The 16,251-nt window shown below is 68.6% G+C and carries 15 protein-coding genes; 6 read left to right on the top strand and 9 right to left on the bottom strand.

The features are described 5' to 3' along the window. Positions 1-28 precede the first annotated feature (28 nt). Positions 29-763, bottom strand: coding sequence for an HAD family hydrolase (locus KY500_RS10450; protein ID WP_219900512.1), 735 nt, complete (start codon positions 761-763; stop codon positions 29-31). 1,288 nt (positions 764-2,051) lie between these two features. Here KY500_RS10450 and KY500_RS10445 point away from each other — a divergent pair. Next, on the top strand, positions 2,052-3,071 hold the full coding sequence (locus KY500_RS10445; protein WP_219900511.1) for an LLM class flavin-dependent oxidoreductase: 1,020 nt from the start codon (positions 2,052-2,054) through the stop codon (positions 3,069-3,071). 532 nt (positions 3,072-3,603) lie between these two features. Beyond that, positions 3,604-5,478 (top strand): diguanylate cyclase, encoded by a 1,875-nt coding sequence (locus KY500_RS10440; RefSeq protein WP_219900510.1) that lies wholly within the window; start codon positions 3,604-3,606, stop codon positions 5,476-5,478. A gap of 9 nt (positions 5,479-5,487) precedes the next feature. Here the strand turns inward: KY500_RS10440 and KY500_RS10435 are convergent, their stop codons facing one another. Both KY500_RS10435 and KY500_RS10430 read right to left on the bottom strand, forming a co-directional pair. Further along, positions 5,488-6,465: an NAD(P)H-quinone oxidoreductase gene (locus KY500_RS10435; RefSeq protein ID WP_219900509.1), complete on the bottom strand. Its 978-nt coding sequence runs from the start codon at positions 6,463-6,465 to the stop codon at positions 5,488-5,490. Between the two features lie 145 nt (positions 6,466-6,610). Beyond that, entirely contained in the window at positions 6,611-6,871 is a 261-nt protein-coding gene (locus KY500_RS10430) for a hypothetical protein (protein WP_219900508.1), read from the bottom strand. 286 nt (positions 6,872-7,157) lie between these two features. Here KY500_RS10430 and KY500_RS10425 point away from each other — a divergent pair, with 286 nt between their 5' ends. Then, the gene (locus tag KY500_RS10425) at positions 7,158-8,024 is read left to right on the top strand and encodes a phospholipase (protein ID WP_255579174.1); all 867 of its coding nucleotides are present in this window, start codon (positions 7,158-7,160) and stop codon (positions 8,022-8,024) included. Positions 8,025-8,051: 27 nt separating this feature from the next. Here KY500_RS10425 and KY500_RS10420 read toward each other — a convergent pair whose 3' ends face one another. Beyond that, complete coding sequence (locus tag KY500_RS10420; protein WP_219900507.1) at positions 8,052-8,384, bottom strand: DUF4190 domain-containing protein; 333 nt, start codon at positions 8,382-8,384, stop codon at positions 8,052-8,054. Between the two features lie 40 nt (positions 8,385-8,424). Next, positions 8,425-9,168 (bottom strand): META domain-containing protein, encoded by a 744-nt coding sequence (locus tag KY500_RS10415; RefSeq protein ID WP_219900506.1) that lies wholly within the window; start codon positions 9,166-9,168, stop codon positions 8,425-8,427. A 189-nt stretch (positions 9,169-9,357) separates the two neighbouring features. On the opposite strand from KY500_RS10415, the gene cls reads away from it, so the two are divergent. The 3 genes from cls (at position 9,358) to KY500_RS10400 (ending at position 12,154) form a co-directional block, all read left to right on the top strand. Beyond that, entirely contained in the window at positions 9,358-10,812 is a 1,455-nt protein-coding gene (cls, locus tag KY500_RS10410) for a cardiolipin synthase (RefSeq protein ID WP_219900505.1), read from the top strand. 19 nt (positions 10,813-10,831) lie between these two features. Continuing rightward, positions 10,832-11,518, top strand: a complete 687-nt coding sequence (locus tag KY500_RS10405) for a GAP family protein (protein WP_219900504.1) — start codon at positions 10,832-10,834, stop codon at positions 11,516-11,518. Positions 11,519-11,650: 132 nt separating this feature from the next. Continuing rightward, positions 11,651-12,154: a cupin domain-containing protein gene (locus KY500_RS10400; RefSeq protein WP_219900503.1), complete on the top strand. Its 504-nt coding sequence runs from the start codon at positions 11,651-11,653 to the stop codon at positions 12,152-12,154. A gap of 20 nt (positions 12,155-12,174) precedes the next feature. Here the strand turns inward: KY500_RS10400 and KY500_RS10395 are convergent, their stop codons facing one another. From KY500_RS10395 to KY500_RS10380, 4 genes are read right to left on the bottom strand one after another with little or no spacing between them, the layout of a single operon-like run. Beyond that, the gene (locus KY500_RS10395; protein ID WP_219900502.1) at positions 12,175-13,440 is read right to left on the bottom strand and encodes a cytosine permease; all 1,266 of its coding nucleotides are present in this window, start codon (positions 13,438-13,440) and stop codon (positions 12,175-12,177) included. A 3-nt stretch (positions 13,441-13,443) separates the two neighbouring features. Then, positions 13,444-13,842 (bottom strand): hypothetical protein, encoded by a 399-nt coding sequence (locus KY500_RS10390; RefSeq protein ID WP_219900501.1) that lies wholly within the window; start codon positions 13,840-13,842, stop codon positions 13,444-13,446. Next, entirely contained in the window at positions 13,839-14,840 is a 1,002-nt protein-coding gene (locus tag KY500_RS10385; RefSeq protein ID WP_219900500.1) for a carbamate kinase, read from the bottom strand. Before KY500_RS10385 ends, KY500_RS10390 begins: the two co-directional genes overlap by 4 nt. Next, a complete protein-coding gene (locus KY500_RS10380) occupies positions 14,837-16,249 on the bottom strand; it encodes a DUF1116 domain-containing protein (protein ID WP_255579172.1) in 1,413 nt (470 codons plus the stop codon). The genes KY500_RS10385 and KY500_RS10380 overlap by 4 nt, the downstream gene beginning before the upstream one ends. Positions 16,250-16,251 lie beyond the last annotated feature (2 nt).

Raw genomic sequence — 16,251 nt, 5'->3', positions numbered from 1 at the left:
GGGGCCGTAGGACGAGCCCGCGCAGGAGTTATGCGACGCCGCGGGTGCTGACGGGGCGGGTGCTCGGGTAGCGGAATGAGAGCAGGTCGGGCAGGTCGAGCACGGAGGCGACCCGGCGGGTATCCGGCACGCCGTCCCGCGGCGCGGCGGCCACCAGCACGGCCTCCATGCCGTGTGCGCGGGGGCCGTCGAAGTCGGCATCCCAGGTATCGCCGACGAAAATCACCCGGGCCGGGTCGGCCTCCGCCCGGTCGAGGGCCGCCTGGTAGATCGCGGTGTGCGGTTTGCGGTAGCCCACCTCGAGCGACGTCACGATGTGAGCGATGTGGTCGGTGGCGCCCATGGCCGCGAGCTGCCGGGGCACGACGGATGCGCTGTGCGTGTTGGACACGATCGTGAGGGTGAACGTCTGGCCCAGTTCCTTCAGCGTCTCAGCCATGCCGGGAATGAGCACCACGCCGCGCTCCCAGTCCGCCATGTTGCTCTCGGCGCCATGGGCGATCTCCGCGGTATCGGGTTCGCGGCCGAGCAGCTCCAGGATCGCTCGCCGGGACAACTCCTCCATGGTGAACTCACGGTGGTCCACATCGGATTCCGTGTTCAGCCGATGGAAGGCATCCAGCCAGGCTCTGGCGGTCTCCTGCTCGGTGCCGCGCGCGCCCATGGCCTGCATGCTGGCGTGCGTGTCGGCGTAACCCTGCCCGGCGCGGGAGTCCGCGTAGTTGACGAGGGTGCCGAAGAAGTCGAGGAACAGATGACGCATGTCCCCAGCTTGGCAGCACCCGGACCTTGCGGCCCGCAACGACCCGACTCGCCGCATCCGCCGCATCCGCCGCATCCGCCGCATCCGCCGCATATGCGGCCGGCCGGCCGCGTGTGCGGTCCCGACCGCCGCAGCGTGTGCCACGCGCCACCGAAATTCGGATGGGCGGGTAGCGCGCCGCACCGCGGGTGGCGCGCCACCCGCGCAGCGGCGCCCACCCCGCGCTCCGCACACTCACCGTGCCGGTTGGTCGCGCGGCGGATGCGCTCGCCCGGGGCGGTGTCGGGGGTGGCAGTTACCGTGGCGGAATCTCCTCGTGCCGAGAGATGGAGTTACTCATGTAGGTATTCGTGGCTACGGATGCGACCCAGGGCGCCCACGTGCACGATCGAATGAACGGCATCGACGGTGAGCTGGTGTGGTTGCTGGAACCGTGCCAGGCATGCTGGTGTTATCCCGACGGTCGATGCACGTGTGGCCGCATGTTCTCGGGTCTGAGCTCGTTCCGGGAAACATCCACCGCGGTCGTCTCGGAAGTTCCCGGCCTGACTCGGGAGGATCTCGAACGTGCGATGCGGGGCTTCGTCCGGGCCAGGCGCGACCTGTTCTGCTGCGATGAGCACTCGTACACCACCGCGATCGACAACCTCATCGCGCAGGCCGCGCTCTGGCCCGTCGGCACCGTGCTGGGACGCCGGGGCGGGTGCTGTTGCCGAGGGGCATCGTCCCGGCGGATTCGACGAGGGTGTGAAACGCGATCCCGCCGGCGCGCGGGTCACGCGCCCGTCCGCGGGTGGCGCGCCACCCGCGAAACGGCGCCTATCCCGCGTAACGCGTTGCGCGGGGTGGGCGCCGCTTCGCGGTACTGCCGCGCGGGTGGCGGCCCGCCCGCGCAGCGGCGCGGTGCCCGCGCTCACCCTCGTCGCCGTTGAGCGCGGGTCACGCGCCGCTTCGCCCGGGGCGTGCCACCCGCGTAGCGGCGCCGCTCCCGGCGTAGCGCGGTCCCGACGAGGAGCGCGGGTCACGCGCCGCTTCGCCCGGGGCGTGCCACCCGCGTAGCGGCGCCGCTCCCGCGTAGCGGCGCCGCTCCCGGCGTAGCGCGGTCCCGACGAGGAGCGCGGGTCACGCGCCGCTTCGCCCGGGGCGTGCCACCCGCGTAGCGGCGCCGCTCCCGCGCAGCTCGGTCCCGAAGAGGCGCGCGTCCCGCGCGGCACCCGGTAACCCGCAGTACACCAGAACCGGGGATGGGGGCGGGAATAGCTGGGCCACGGGGAACGCTTGCCCAGGTATGAAACACATCGGGTTCCTCTCCTTCGGCCACTATCAGGCGGTGCCGGGGTCGCTCGTTCGCACCGCACAAGACGCCCTCCTGCAGACCGTTGAGCTCGCGGTGGCCGCCGAGGAACTCGGCGTCGACAGCGCGTCCGTGCGCGTGCACCACTTCGCCCGGCAGCTGGCGTCCCCGTTCCCACTGCTCGCCGCCATGGCCGCTCGCACCAGCCGCATCGAACTTGGCACCGGCGTGATCGACATGCGTTATGAGAACCCGCTTTATATGGCCGAAGAAGCGGCCATCACCGACCTGATCAGCCACGGGCGCCTGCAGCTCGGCCTGAGCCGCGGCTCACCCGAGACCGCACTGCGCGGCGCCGAGGCGTTCGGCCACGTACCGGCGCCCGGACAGACCGACGCGGATGACGCCCGCGAACGCACCGCACGCTTCCGCCTGGCCATCGCCGGGGCCGGCATGGCGAACGCCAACCCGCAGTTCACCGGACACAGTGGGCCGCTGTCCATCGAGCCGCAGTCGCCCGGACTCGCCGAGCGCATCTGGTGGGGTTCCGGCACCCGCGCGACCGCGAAATGGACCGGTGAGCAGGGCATGCACCTGATGAGTTCGACGCTGCTCACCGAAGACACCGGGGTGGACTTCGGCGACCTGCAGGCCGAGCAGATCGCGATCTTCCGCGCGGCGTGGGCGGAGGCCGGGCACCCCGGTACCCCGCGGGTGGCGGTGAGCCGTAGCATCCTGCCCCTGGTCACCGACGAGGACCGCCGTTACTTCGGGCTGCGTGCCCAGGCCGACAACCGCGACCAAGTGGGTCACCTCGACGGCGGCTTGGCCCGCTTCGGCAAGAGCTACATCGGCGAACCGGATGCGCTCGTCGAGCAGCTGGCGCAGGATGCCGCGGTGCAGGCCGCCGATACCGTGCACATCACGGTGCCGAACCAACTGGGCGTCGATTACAACGCCCGATTGCTCGATTCGGTGCTGCGATTCGTGGCGCCCGGCCTGGGCTGGCGCTGACCGCCGCCCACTGACGGCGGCCTACGAACCGCCGACTCGAACCGCCGCCTCAAACCACCGCCCCAGCCTCACCGGGTCGGCTCAATCGCCGACGTGCCACTGACTGAGTGACCGGAGGTCCATGGCGTGCACCCGGCGGCGGTGGACCAGGGATCGGCGGGAGTCATCGATGGAAACGCCAGCCGAGCTTCCCGGTGTCCCAGAGCCGAGGCATCCCACCGCTTCGCGCTCAGAGCGTGCTGTGGGTAGGCTGTGGGCACTGCATGAGAGCGCGATCATTTATCGCGAAAATTACCCGTGAACGGGGTGTGTCCCGAATCCCGGATGCCCCTGGCAGCTGGCCAGACGCTGCTAGGTTCAAGAGCAACGAGCAGTTTGGGGACTGAGCCGTGATCGCATTTGGCGTACCATCACTTCGCTTCCCGCCGAGACGAGCGGGCGGTGCGCTCAGCCTGTGCTCATCTGCCCCCTCCCGCACCCCGGCGTACGGGCACGAGCCGGGGCCGGACCCACAGACACCACCGGTCGTCCGATGACGACCCCGAGCAACTCCGTCGCCCCTCTTCCCTCCGGAACGACAGTGCCCGCCGAGGACTCCACTCCCGATGAGGCGCTGGCCGCGGCCGATGCGCTGGCCGACGGCATCGCCGACCTCCTGCCAGCGGACGGCGGCCGTGACGTAGACCTGCCCGGCGGGTTCGTCGAGCTGGCCGACCTACCGCTTCCGGTCGACTCCGCCGAGCTTCCGGTCCCGGTTCCGCCGGCTCCCGGGCTGACCACGGCGCCGGCCCGCCGCATGGCGATCGATCGGCTGCTCGAAGACAGCGCGACGGCCAACCGGGACGGTCAGCACATCGTGGGCGCGGCCCAGGCCGAACAGGTTCTCACCGACCCGTTCATCACCCCGGCCCAGGAGGCCAGGGCCCGGCAGCTGCTCTCCGGACACCGGTTACGGCTGGGCGAGTTCGAGGCATCCGTTCGTCACGGCCTGCTGGCCCTGGACTACCTCACCGCCAGCGGCGATCTTCTGGGCCAGTCGAACGTGCACTGCACCCTGGCGTTGGCCTTCCACGAGACCGCGCTCGAAGAGCCGGCGCTCAGCCATGTGCTCGGTGCCCTCGAGGCGGCACGCGCCTGCGGCAGCCGTACGGCGGAGTTCTGGGCGCTGTCGCGGTCGTCGATGGTGCATCAGGCGCTCGGCGATGCCGAACGCAGCATCGAGCTGGGCCAGCAGGCGATAGCGCTGGCCGACACCCTCGACGACCCCGAGGCCCGGTTCGCGTCCCGCAACAACCTCGGCGACGCCTGCCTGGAGATCGCCCGGGGGCAGCGGGCGAGGGGCGAGAGCACCACCGAGACTCTGCAGGACGGCCTCACCCTCACGCTTGCCGCCGTGGCGCTGGCCGTGCAGCAACGGCACGCTTTCTACGAGACCATCGCACGCACCAACCTCGTCGACATCCTCATCGAACTCGGCGAGTACGCGGATGCCCGCCGTCAAGCCGTGCGGTCCAAGACCATCGCCATCACCAACGGCTATCGCAATCTCGTGGTCAACAACGACGTGCAGCTAGCCGAGGTGGCCCGCGCCGAGGGCCGGCTCGACCTCGCCTGCGACATGATGAACGCCCAGCTCGCCGACCCGTCCATCGCCGAGGATGCCGCGCTCAACGTGCGGCTGAACCGGGAACTCTACGAGATGCACCGCAACGCCGGCCGGTTCGAGGAGGCGCTGCGGCACCACGAGGAACTGCACGTGCTGATGCTCGGCCTCACCCGGCAGACTGCCGGGCTACAGTCGCGCATGCTGATCAACTCGCTCGAGATCGAACAGGCCCGCCACGAGGCGCAGCGATCGCAGCTCGAAGCCGACATGCAACGCATCCGCGCCGAAGAACTCGACGAACAGGCCAACACCGACCCGCTCACCCGGCTGCCCAACCGGCGGGCGCTCGACCGGCAGTTGCCCGCCATGATGCGCAGCGCGCTCGACCGGGCCGAGCCGCTCTGCGCCGTCATGATCGACATGGACCACTTCAAGGAGGTCAACGACGAGCACGGGCACGCGGCCGGCGACCGAGTGCTCACCACCATGGCGGGCATCCTCGGCGCGGCCAGCCGGGAGACCGACCTGGCCGTGCGGGTCGGCGGCGAGGAATTCCTGCTCGTGCTCGGCAACACCTCCATCGACCAGGCCACGCAGATCTGCGAACGGCTGCTCGGCGAAGTGCGCAGCCACCCGTGGGGCGTCGTGACCAGCGGGCTGCGCTGCACCGCGAGCGTGGGCGTGGCGCTGCTCAAGCGCGGCGAGAGTGTGTCGCGTTGGCTCGGGCGCGCCGACGCCGCCCTCTACGAGGCCAAGGCCGCCGGTCGCAACCGGGTAGGACTGGCCGCAACCGTCGCTTGACCGGTCGTCCTACGGCACCAGCACGATCTTGCCCACGTGAGCGGATGCCTCGAGCCGCCGGTGCGCATCCGCCGCGTCGGCGAAGGAGTAACGGCTGTCGACCACAGGACGCAGTCCGCCGGACTCGAGCCACGGCCACACCACGGCCTGCAGCTCGGCCATGATGGCCGCCTTCTCCACCGCGGGGCGGGCCCGCAGGGTGGTGCCCCAGTACCGGCCGCGCTTCTGCATGAGGTGGAAGGGGTTGAACACGGCGTCTTCGCCGCTCTGGTTCGCGATCACCATGATGGTGCCGCCCAGGGCCAGCGCCGCCACGTTGCGGGCGGCGTAGGAGCCGCCCATGATGTCCAGGATCACGTCGGCGCCGTGCCCGCCGGTTGCCGCGAGTACCTCGGCCACGAAGTCCTGCTCCCGGTAGTTGATCAGCACCTCAGCGCCCAGTTCCCCACACACCGCGAGTTTCTCGGCCGACCCGGCCGTCACGAGCACGCGCGCGCCGGCCAGTCGGGCCAGCTGAATCGCCGTGGTGCCGATGCCGCTGGCGCCGCCGTGCACAAGAAGGGTCTGTCCGGCCGTGAGCCCGGCACTCATGAAGACGTTCGACCACACCGTGGCCAGCGCCTCCGGCAAGGCGGCCGCGTCGACCAGATCGAGGGCGGCTGGCACCGGCAGGGCCAGGTCCTGGTGCACCACGGCCTCGGTGGCGTATCCGCCGCCGGCCAGCAGGGCGCAAACCCGGTCGCCCACGGCGAAACGGGTCACGGCTGTGCCGATCTCGGCGACGATGCCCGACACCTCGAGGCCGGGCCAGGCGGGGGAGCCCGGCGGGGAGGGGTAGAGCCCGAGCCGCTGTTGCACGTCGGCCCGGTTGACCCCGGCGGCGGCAACCTCGATCCGGATGTCGCCGGCACCGACGGTGAGGTCGGGAACGGTCTGCAGGGTGAGGGCCTCCGGGCCCCCGGGAACGGTGACGACGAGTGCGCGCATCCCGCCATCCTATGCACACCCCCTGCACGCGCCCTGCGCGCCCTGACCCTCCCGCGAACTGTGAGTAAAGCACCAGAATCGGGGGGGATTTTGGGGCTTTACTCACAGTTCGCGAGAGGGGGCGGTTCGCGAGAGGGAGCGGGCGTCAGGGCTTGGCCCGCATGCGCTCCAGGAGCAGGGCGAACAGCATGTTGGAGCGTTGGTCGTCGGTGGTGACATCGAGCAGTTGCAGCAACGCGGACTGGTCGTCGACGGGGGAGTTGATGACCTCGATCGCGTTGATGCTCTCGATGGCGGCCATCAGGCGCGCCACGCTGGTGGATGCCGCGGCCGGCGCAGCGTGGTCGGCAGCGGCCTGATCGGCGGCCTCGTGGTCTGTCGGGGTGGTCTCATCTGGAGTGGGCATCTTTTAACGCTACTCCAGGAGCGCAACCCGGGCGCGCTCCACGGGCCCCCGCAGATTGCGCGCTGACCGGGCATTCGATGACCGACCTTGGCGGTGGGGCGGCAACGGCGAGAAGATGCGTTCACATGGGATTGCCAGAACTATATGAGGATTCATGCAGAAACTTTGTGCAGGATGGGCGACTTGCCTGCGCCGACCCGCGCGCGTCGGCCCCACCTCTCTGTGATTCTGCCGCCCATCCGGCGCGCACTCACCCGACCGGAAGCTTATGCGCCCCACAAACCCTATGAACTCCAAGCCTGAAAACAGCACACCCGAGAACACCAGCACCACCCCGAACCTCGCTGCACTGTCCACCCGCGCCGCCCGGAAGACCCGCCGGCCGCGCACCAAGCGCCTCACCCTCCTCGCCGGCGGGCTCGTGCTCGCCGGAGTCGTGGCCGGTACCGGCTTCACCGTGCAGTCCGCGGTAGCCGAACAGGAACAGCAGGCCCAGCAGGTGCGCGATGAACGCGCCGCCGCCCATGCCGCCGAGGTCAGCAAGACTCACCTGGCCGCATCCGTTGCCCTCTACGAAGCCGACACCGCGCTCGACGCGGCCGCGAACAAGGTGGATGCGTCCGCCCTGTCCAGCACCACCGCCTCCCTCTCCGACTACATCTCGTTGCCGCTCGAGGACGTCTCCCAGCTCACGTCCCAGGTCAAGGAGCAGGCGGCCGCCGTGCAGGCCGCCACGGCCGAGGCCGACCGGGCCGCAGTGGAAGCCGCGGCCGCGCAGGCCGCCGCCGAAGCGCAGGCCGCCGCGGAAGCCCAGGCTGCCGCCGAGGCCCTGGCCGCGGGCAACACCCCCTCCGGCGCCAAGGCGACCGCTGCCAGCCTTGCTGCCTCCCGCTACGGCTGGGGTGACGCCCAGTTCTCCTGCCTGAGCCAGCTCTGGCAGAAGGAATCCGGCTGGTCGTACACGGCCTACAACAACAGCGGCGGCGCCACCGGCATCCCGCAGGCGCTGCCCGGCAGCAAGATGGCCTCGGCCGGTTCCGACTGGGCCACCAACGCCACCACGCAGATCTCCTGGGGCCTGGACTACATCAAGTCCGCCTACGGCACGCCGTGCTCCGCGTGGTCGCACTCTCAGGCCGTGAACTGGTACTGATCCGGTTCCGCTCGGCCGACGCATGCGCTATTGCCAGTAGTTGCTCTGGTACGCCCAGATGATCACCGCCAGTTCGAGGGCGATCAGCAGGTAACCCACCCACAGGGCCGCGTAGGCAAACGCCCGGCCGGTGGCCCGGCCCTCGGCGATGCGCGCGAGCGTCACATGTGCCAGGATCACCCCGATCACCGGCAGGATCAGAGCCACGATGAAGCTCAGCACCGACAGCGCGCTGGTGGCGTCGGGGTCGGGGTCGACCGCCGCCGCCGCGGCGTTCTGCCGGATGCCCAGCCTCAGCAGGAAGACCAGTGCGACGGCACCGGCGAGGATGACGATGATGGTGATCGGGTAGACGCCCATCGTTCGTTCCTTTCCGTAGTGTCCCGGGCCGACCCGCGCCTCACCGGGCGGTCAGCTGCCCGATCGTGGTGCCGTCGGCGGATTGCAGGGTCATCACCCCGGCCCGTACCCTGCCCTGGGCGGCCTGGCTCAGCCACTGATCCACACCCTCGCAGGCCCGCAGCGTCTGGGCGCCTCCGGTGAAACGGATGGCGTCGTCGTCGGCCTGCTCCCAGCTGCCGGTGAGTGCGTTGCAGCCGTCGTTTCCCGAGTAGGTGCCGTCGGCCTGGATCGACAAGAACGGTGCCGTGGGGGTGTTGGATTCGACCCAGTAGCCGATCGGCAGCCCCTGCGGGCCCACGGTTGGGTCGGTGGAACGCACCAGTGTGGTCTCGGTCGAGTCGAACGAGCTGTGGATGACGAGGGTGTCGCCGTTCACCTCCACCGAGGTGCCGCGGCTGACCGCCAACGGCAGTTGGGCTCCGTCGCAGGCCATCAACGTCTGCGGGCCCGACGTCGTGCGGAGGCTCCCGTCGGCTGCGAGCGTCCAGGTGCCCTGCACCCGGTTGCAGCCGTCAGAAGCGCTCCAGGTGTTGTCCTGCACGAACGAGACGTAGGGCTGCTCCGGGCTGTCGAACGTGCGATCGAGCACCCAGGTGCCCACGAGGGCTCCGGGCTGCAGCGAGCCGGACTGTCCGGGGCTGGGTGACGACGACGCGTTGGGAGTGAGCACGGTGCATCCGGCCAGAACCAGGAGCACGGCCGCCGCGGTCAGCAGCTGTCGCACGGGGGAGTGCATGGCCATTGGATCACCTCTTCGACGAGTGTGCCGGCGGAGCGCTCGGCCGCGGTGTGCTGCCGAGTGCGGCGCTCGCCGCACAACGCAATCTAGTGCGACCCGCACACCGGGGCAACGGCGTGGCCCGCGCGTGGGTCGAGGAGGTGTACGTTCACGTCGAGTCACCCTGATACGTCAGAGCGATGGGAGGAGCGGATGGTGGATGTCCAGGCCGGCACGCTGCTGCTCGTGGCGCTGCACGCCGTGATCGTGTTCATCGCCACGGTGTATCTCTCCGCCAACCGGCGCCCCTCCGCGGCCATCGCCTGGGTATTGGCGATCATCTTCATCCCGTATCTGGGCGCTCTGGTCTTCCTGCTGATCGGCGTGGGCCGGTTGCCGCGCTCCCGCCGTGAGAAGCAGCGCGAGGTGAACGAGTTGATCCTGGCGCGCACCGACGGGCTCGATCAGGTCAGTCATCGCGAGGAGTGGCCGGAGTGGCTCGGCTCTGCGGCCCGGCTGAACCGCAACCTCGGCGCCCTGCCGATGGTGGGCGGCAACCGCATCGAGCTGCTGCCCGACTACGAGGGGTCGATCGCCAGCATGGTCGCGGCCGTCGACGAAGCGACCGAGTTCGTGCACGTGCAGTTCTACATCCTGGTGCTCGACACCGTCACCCAGCCGTTCTTCGACGCCCTGGCCCGGGCCATCCAGCGCGGCGTCTCGGTGCACGTGCTCTCCGACTACCTGGCCTGCCTGATGCTGCCGCGCCGCAAGGAGACCATCGCCGCCTTCGCGGAGATAGGCGCGGAGTGGCGGGCGCTGCTGCCGTTGCGATTCTGGCGCGGCCAATGGCGCCGCCCCGACATGCGCAACCACCGCAAGCTGCTCATCGTCGACGGGCGGGTCGGGTTCACCGGCTCCCAGAACATGATCGACTCCACCTACCTCAAGCCCGGCAACCTCAAGCGCGGGCTGCACTGGCACGAGCTGATGATGCGCCTTGAGGGGCCGGCCGTGCGGGAGCTCAACGCGGTCTTCCTGGCCGACTGGTACAGCGAGACCGACGAGATGCTCCGCATCGACACCAGCCCGGTGGTGCTGCCGGCCGCCACAGACCTGCTCGACGCCCAGGTGCTGCCGAGCGGACCGAGCTTCGACAACGACAACAACCTCAAGCTCTACGCGATGCTCATCCACAAGGCCGAACGCCGGGTGAGCATCACCAGCCCGTACTTCGTGCCCGAGGAATCCACCATGCTGGCCATTGTCACGGCCGCGTCCCGCGGCGTGCAGGTGGAGCTGTTCGCGTCGGCCATCGGCGATCAAGCGCTGGTCTATCACGCCCAGCGTTCGTACTACGAGGAGCTGCTGCGTGCCGGCGTGGCCATCTACCTCTACCGGGAGCCCACGGTGCTGCACGCGAAACACTTCACCATCGACGACGACGTGGCGGTGGTGGGGTCGAGCAATATGGACATCCGCTCGTTCAGCTTGAACATGGAGGTGTCGGTGCTCGTTCATGGCGCCGAATTCGTGCAGCGGATGCGGGCGGTGCAGGACGAATACCGGTCCAACAGCCGTCGGGTCGAGCTGGCCGACTGGCTCGACCGGCCTGTGGGTGCGAAGGTGTTCGACAACCTGGCCAGACTGACCTCGTCCCTGCAGTAGAGGCCGGTGAGGAGCGGGCATGACCGAGTGGGGGCAGCTGCTGCCGCTGGCGCTGACCATCGCGCTCAGCCCGCTGCCGTTGGCAGGCCTGCTGCTGATGCTGCTTGCGCCCGACGGCTTCAAGGCCGCGGCCGGGTTCAGCATCGGCTGGTTCATCGGAGTGCTCTGTTCCGCCACCCTGCTGGCGCTGCTGTCGTCGCTGCTGCCGCACGACAGGGCGGCCGGCACCCGTTTGTTGCAGGTGCTGGTGCCACTGTTGCTCGGTGTCGCCCTGATCGTGCTGGGCATCGTGCAGTGGCACGACCGGCCCGAGCGAGGCGCGGAGGTGCCGCTGCCGCGGTGGCTGATGGCGCTCGACCGGCTGAGCCCGGCCCGGGCCACCCTGATCGGGGTGGGCTACGCGGCGTTCCGGCCGAAGAACCTGGTGATGGCGGCCGCGGCCGGTGTGGTGATCCTGGGCGCGCATACCGATCCCACCGGGATCCTGCTGTCGGTGGGGGTGTTCACCGCGTTGGCCTCCGTCACGATGCTCGGGCCCGTGCTCGCCTATGCGTTCGGCGGCGCCGTGGTGCGCGGGCGCCTGGTGCGGCTGCGGGAGTGGCTGGTGCGCAACATGCCGCTGATCACGGTGTTGACGGTGCTTGTGCTGGGTATCTTCCTGGTGCTCGCCGGGCTGGGGGAGGGGTTGCGACAGGCGCTGTCCTAGAGAGACGGTGCGACACAGGCACCGCGTCATCCCACGCTGGGGATTTTTCTTAGCTGCGATACTGCTGCTAGACAGAGAGATTGTCTGTGTGACACCACGTTCTCCGCCCCCCACTACTTCGGGAGAAACTCGATGACAACAAATCCTTCGGACACCCGCCTGGCCACCCGACGCACGGCCTCCGGCGAGTTCATCGAACGGTTGGTGCGCCCGGTTCTCGCCGTGGAGCTTGGCCTCGAGCCGCATCCGGAAGGTGGCTGGTACCGGCGCACCTGGACGTCACCCGTGCCGGTGACGCTCACGGATACCGACGGCTCCGAGCGCACTCGTCCCGCGGCCACTCTCATCCACTTCCTGCTGCCGGCGGGGGAGTTCTCCGCGTGGCACCGCGTCGCCTCCAGTGAGATCTGGATCTGGAACGGCCAAGGCACCGTGGAGCTCGAACTGGGCGGCGACGGCGACGAGCCGGAATCCGAGGAGACCGCCATCCTGGGCGGCCGACTGCTCCGCGACGAACGCAGCCAGGTGATCATCCCCGCCGATGTCTGGCAGCGCACAGTGCCGAGCGAGGAGGACGCCCTGGTGAGCTGCCTAGTGTCACCCGGCTTCGACTTCGCCGACTTCTCGATGGAGTAGCGGCGAAGTCGAAGCGGGCTCTACTTCGCGATCGAGTTGCGTGTTGTCTTCATGACCTTGCTTGCCACCACGTAGACCACCGCGCTGATCAGCATCGAGTCGATGGACGAGATGCCGGTGAGGCTGAAGACGTTGTAAGCGGTGAGGTAGCCGATCACGCAGCCGATGAACCAGGCAGCGAAGGTCTGGAGTCTGATCGCGGGCTGGCTGGTCAGCACGGCGTTGTCGTAGCCGGTGCGGCGATGCAGGAAAAAGTCCGCAACGAAGATCCCGGCAACGGGAGGAGCGGCGATTCCCAGGAAGAGCAGGAAGCTCGGCAACCAGGCCACGAGGTCAAAGCTGCCGACGATGGCGGCGGCCACGCCGATCCCGACGGTGATCTGCCACTTCCGTAGCGCAGTGACCAGGGTGGAGATGGCCAGCGTTCCCTGGAAGATGTTTCCGGCGTTGGCGGTGACGGCAGCGACCATCAGCAGCACGATGGCCGGAAGGCTGGAAGCGATGACGGACATGGCATTGATGAGGGTGCTCTCGCCGGTGAACGCGCTGGGGATCGCGGCGCCGATGTACAGGCAGGGATAGGCGATGCCGAAGGCGAAAACAGCAGCCAGGATGGCCTGTCGACGGTTGCGGGTGAAGCTCCCGAAGTCGGCCGCGGTAACGACCAGAACAATGGCGGTGCCGACCACCGATGACACGGCCACGCCCCAGCGAATGGGTTCGACCGGATCCAGCAGCGTGTCGGCGGAGCTCAACGCCTGGTAGACCAGGAAAGCCAGGATGAGCGCAATCACGGGTACGGCGAACTGCGCGACATTGCCGAGGATCTTGAACCCGAACGCCGTCGAGGCCACAAAGATGACACAACCCACGACAACGAGAACGGGCAGCGGCACCGTCACATCGACGAGCTGGACGAGCAGGCTCTGAACGGCGACTCCGAATCCGTTGGCCGTGACCGCCGTCCAGCCGAACAGGCTCACCGCCAGCAAGACGTTGATCGCCTTTGCACCCGTGGAACCAAACGGGAACCGCACGATGTCGTACGTCGTCTGACGCGCGTGTTGGCCGATGGACAAGGTCGTGGCCCCGACAACCAGCAGAATGACCGAGCCCACGATGATGGCCGAAACGGCTCTGCCGAGGGGCAGTGAACTGCCCAGGGTGGAGGCGGACAGCATGACCGGGGTGACGACGATCCCGAGCAGGATCAGGGCGATGCGGTAGCCGGGCGCACCGGCAGCCGCAGCACCCCGGTCGGCGGGGGCTTCGACCTTGAGGGACACGACTCAGTTCCCCTGGGGGAGGGCGTCCACGTACGGGCGCCATCCCGCGAACTCGGTGATCTCCCGCTGGTTTTCCACGAGAAACGGTTCTCCGACCACGCCGAGGACCTCGGAGGAGTCGGCCAGGAGGACCTTGCCGATGGTGAGCCCGGCCGGTTCCTTGGCCAGTACATCGGCAAGACCGGCGAGTGGGATCTCCCAGATCTCGAGCAGAACGGAGGTCCCGCTTCCGTCGGTGGTGCGGATCATGGCCGGGTGCCGGTCGCCGATGCTCCACAGGCGGTAGCAGGGTGCTGTCTCATCCTCGCGAACGAAGGTGGCACCCACATTGATGAGGTTGGGGTTGAGAACGAGGCCGCGCATGAGGGTGCCGTTCACGGCGAGTTGGGTGGTCTGGGTCATGACTGGTTCTCCTTGGTGGTGTGGCTTGCGGCCGCTGCATTGCGCGGGCCGTCGTTCTCAATCCAGGTGCCGCTGCGGCGCTCGAGCGCCGCAGCGATGCAGGCGGGCGAGGTGATCAGACCGGCCGCCATGGGTCGCTCCCGCAGAAAGTCGAGAATTGCCTCGACCTTGGGTTGCATGCTGCCTTCCCCGAAATGTCCCGCCGCGCCGTACTCCTCGGCGAGTTCGGGCGAGAGCTGGCTGAGCCACTGCTCCTGGGGCGTGCCGAAGTGGATCGCGACCTGGTCCACCCCGGTGGGGATGACCAGTAGATTGGCCTTCAGCTGCACGGCGAGCAGGGCAGAGGAGCGGTCTTTGTCGATGACGGCTTCCACACCGGCGAGCTGGCCGTCGGTTGCCCGGGTGACCGGGATGCCGCCGCCTCCTGAGGCTATGACGAGAGTCCCGGAAGTCGCCAGAGAGCGGATCGTCTCCAGTTCGACGATCTCCTGCGGCTGCGGCGAGGGAACGGTGCGCCGCCAGCCTCGGGAACCATCTTGGGCGACAGTCCAGCCCAGTTCGCGCTCGTGACGGCGAGCCTCGGCTTCGGTGAAGAACGCGCCGACCGGCTTGGTCGGCCGGCTGAAGGCCGGGTCCTGGCTGTCGACCACGGTTTGGGTGACCACAGAGACCACAGGCCGCTGGAGGCCGCGGCGGGCCAACTCATTGTGCAGGGCTTTGCTGAACATGTAACCGATGGCGCCCTGAGTGTCGCCGACGGCGTAGTCCAGGGGTACCGGCGACACCTCGTCGCGTGCCAGCTCGGAGCGTCGCAGGATATAGCCCACCTGCGGACCGTTTCCGTGGGTCACCACGACGTTCCAGCCTTCCGCGATCATGTCGACGATGGCCGGTACGGTGTCCACGACGGTCGCGTACTGGTCCGCGATCGACTGGTGGGTGTCGTCACGAACCAGGGCATTCCCGCCGAAGGCGACCACGGCGATTCCGGCGCTCACGGGGCAACCTGCAGCTCGACGGCGAGCGCGGCGACGGCCTGGGTGAAGCACTCCAGCGGAGCCGTGGTGATTCCCGCGCCGATCTGGCCCACTCCAGCCTCCTTGTGTGCGATACCGCTGTTGATGATCGGGAGGATTCCGGTGTCGATCACGGCGCGGGCATCGATTCCGGCCGCGGTGCCGCCGAAGTTCAATGCGGGGAGGGTGAACACAGGGTTGGTTCCCAATGTGATGGAGCGCATCCGCCGGCTGTTTTCGGTGGCGTCGGCCGGCGTGCCGCCGACGAACTGCACGATGGCGGGGGAGGCGGCCATGGCAAAACCGCCCAGCCCGGCCGTCTCAGTGATGGCGCTGTCGCCGAGGTCTGCCGCAGCGTCGGCGACGGAGTAGCCGGGGAAGAACAGCCCGTCAACGGGGTTGGCGGGCGCCTGGAACCACCGGTCTCCGGTGCTGGCGAGGCGGATCCCGAAGTTCACGCCATTGCGGGACATCGCGGTCACCATGGAGCTGTGCGGCACCACACCGGTGGCGTCCAGCATGGTCTTGCTGGCGGCCATGGACAGGTTCAGGAAGAAGTGGTCGTTCCCCGCTATGAACTCGACGCTCTTCCGCAGGGCCTCAGCGAGGAGATCTGCCGCCAGCAGGGCCGGCACCAGCTGCTTGAACAACAGGCCGGTCGCGGCCGAGTTGCGGTTGTGCACCTCGTCACCCATGTGCAGGGCCTGCGCCATCAGCGGCTTGAGGTCCAGCCCACCGAGCGCACGCACGGCGGCTCGAACGCTTTCGAAAAGTTCGTGGCCCATCCAGCGCAGCCGGTCCAGTACCTCGGGGCTGTTGGCACCGAAGCGCAGAACCTTGCCCAGACCCTCGTTGAAGTTGCTGAAGGCCCGGTTGGTGCCGGCGGTGTTCTCCACGACCCATAACGGCATTGAGGGGCTGATGACTCCGGCCATCGGACCCACGGCGCCGTGGTGGTGGCAGGGCGCGAACTCCACCTGGCCGTCTTCGGCCAGTTTCTCGGCCTGCTCGGGTGTGTCAGCCCAGTCCTCGTAGAGGATGGCACCGATGATGGCGCCCTGCATGGGGCCGCACATGTCTGCCCAGTCGATGGGGGGCCCTGCGTGCAGGATCAGACGTTGCCGGCCCATGGCCGGAATGGCCTCTCGGGCGATCTGCACGTCCACGAGCCTGGGCTGAGCCGACAGGTAGCGATCGAAGGCGATGGCATTGGCCTGCTCCACATCGGGATGAGCCATCAGCCGGGCCAGATCCATTCCGAGGTCGACGTCACCGCCGGCGGGGGGTCGCCAGTCCAGTGACGTCGACGTACCGCCCGCCCGAGTGATGTTGTCGCCGAAGGAGGCCAGTCCGAGGTTGACCACGTTGAGGTTCTCAGTAAATAGTTTCACGT

Source organism: Cryobacterium sp. PAMC25264 (assembly GCF_019443325.1).
Lineage (GTDB): Bacteria > Actinomycetota > Actinomycetes > Actinomycetales > Microbacteriaceae > Cryobacterium.
The sequence above is the reverse complement of the archived record's forward strand: the minus strand, read 5'-3'. Positions and strand labels throughout refer to the sequence as shown.

What these genes read in the sequence shown, in the direction of transcription:
- KY500_RS10450 (WP_219900512.1), bottom strand. Translation starts at nt 763, where the DNA reads ATGCGTCATCTGTTCCTCGACTTCTTCGGCACCCTCGTCAACTACGCG.
- KY500_RS10445 (WP_219900511.1), top strand. Translation starts at nt 2,052, where the DNA reads ATGAAACACATCGGGTTCCTCTCCTTCGGCCACTATCAGGCGGTGCCG.
- KY500_RS10440 (WP_219900510.1), top strand. Translation starts at nt 3,604, where the DNA reads ATGACGACCCCGAGCAACTCCGTCGCCCCTCTTCCCTCCGGAACGACA.
- KY500_RS10435 (WP_219900509.1), bottom strand. Translation starts at nt 6,465, where the DNA reads ATGCGCGCACTCGTCGTCACCGTTCCCGGGGGCCCGGAGGCCCTCACC.
- KY500_RS10430 (WP_219900508.1), bottom strand. Translation starts at nt 6,871, where the DNA reads ATGCCCACTCCAGATGAGACCACCCCGACAGACCACGAGGCCGCCGAT.
- KY500_RS10425 (WP_255579174.1), top strand. Translation starts at nt 7,158, where the DNA reads ATGAACTCCAAGCCTGAAAACAGCACACCCGAGAACACCAGCACCACC.
- KY500_RS10420 (WP_219900507.1), bottom strand. Translation starts at nt 8,384, where the DNA reads ATGGGCGTCTACCCGATCACCATCATCGTCATCCTCGCCGGTGCCGTC.
- KY500_RS10415 (WP_219900506.1), bottom strand. Translation starts at nt 9,168, where the DNA reads ATGGCCATGCACTCCCCCGTGCGACAGCTGCTGACCGCGGCGGCCGTG.
- cls (WP_219900505.1), top strand. Translation starts at nt 9,358, where the DNA reads ATGGTGGATGTCCAGGCCGGCACGCTGCTGCTCGTGGCGCTGCACGCC.
- KY500_RS10405 (WP_219900504.1), top strand. Translation starts at nt 10,832, where the DNA reads ATGACCGAGTGGGGGCAGCTGCTGCCGCTGGCGCTGACCATCGCGCTC.
- KY500_RS10400 (WP_219900503.1), top strand. Translation starts at nt 11,651, where the DNA reads ATGACAACAAATCCTTCGGACACCCGCCTGGCCACCCGACGCACGGCC.
- KY500_RS10390 (WP_219900501.1), bottom strand. Translation starts at nt 13,842, where the DNA reads ATGACCCAGACCACCCAACTCGCCGTGAACGGCACCCTCATGCGCGGC.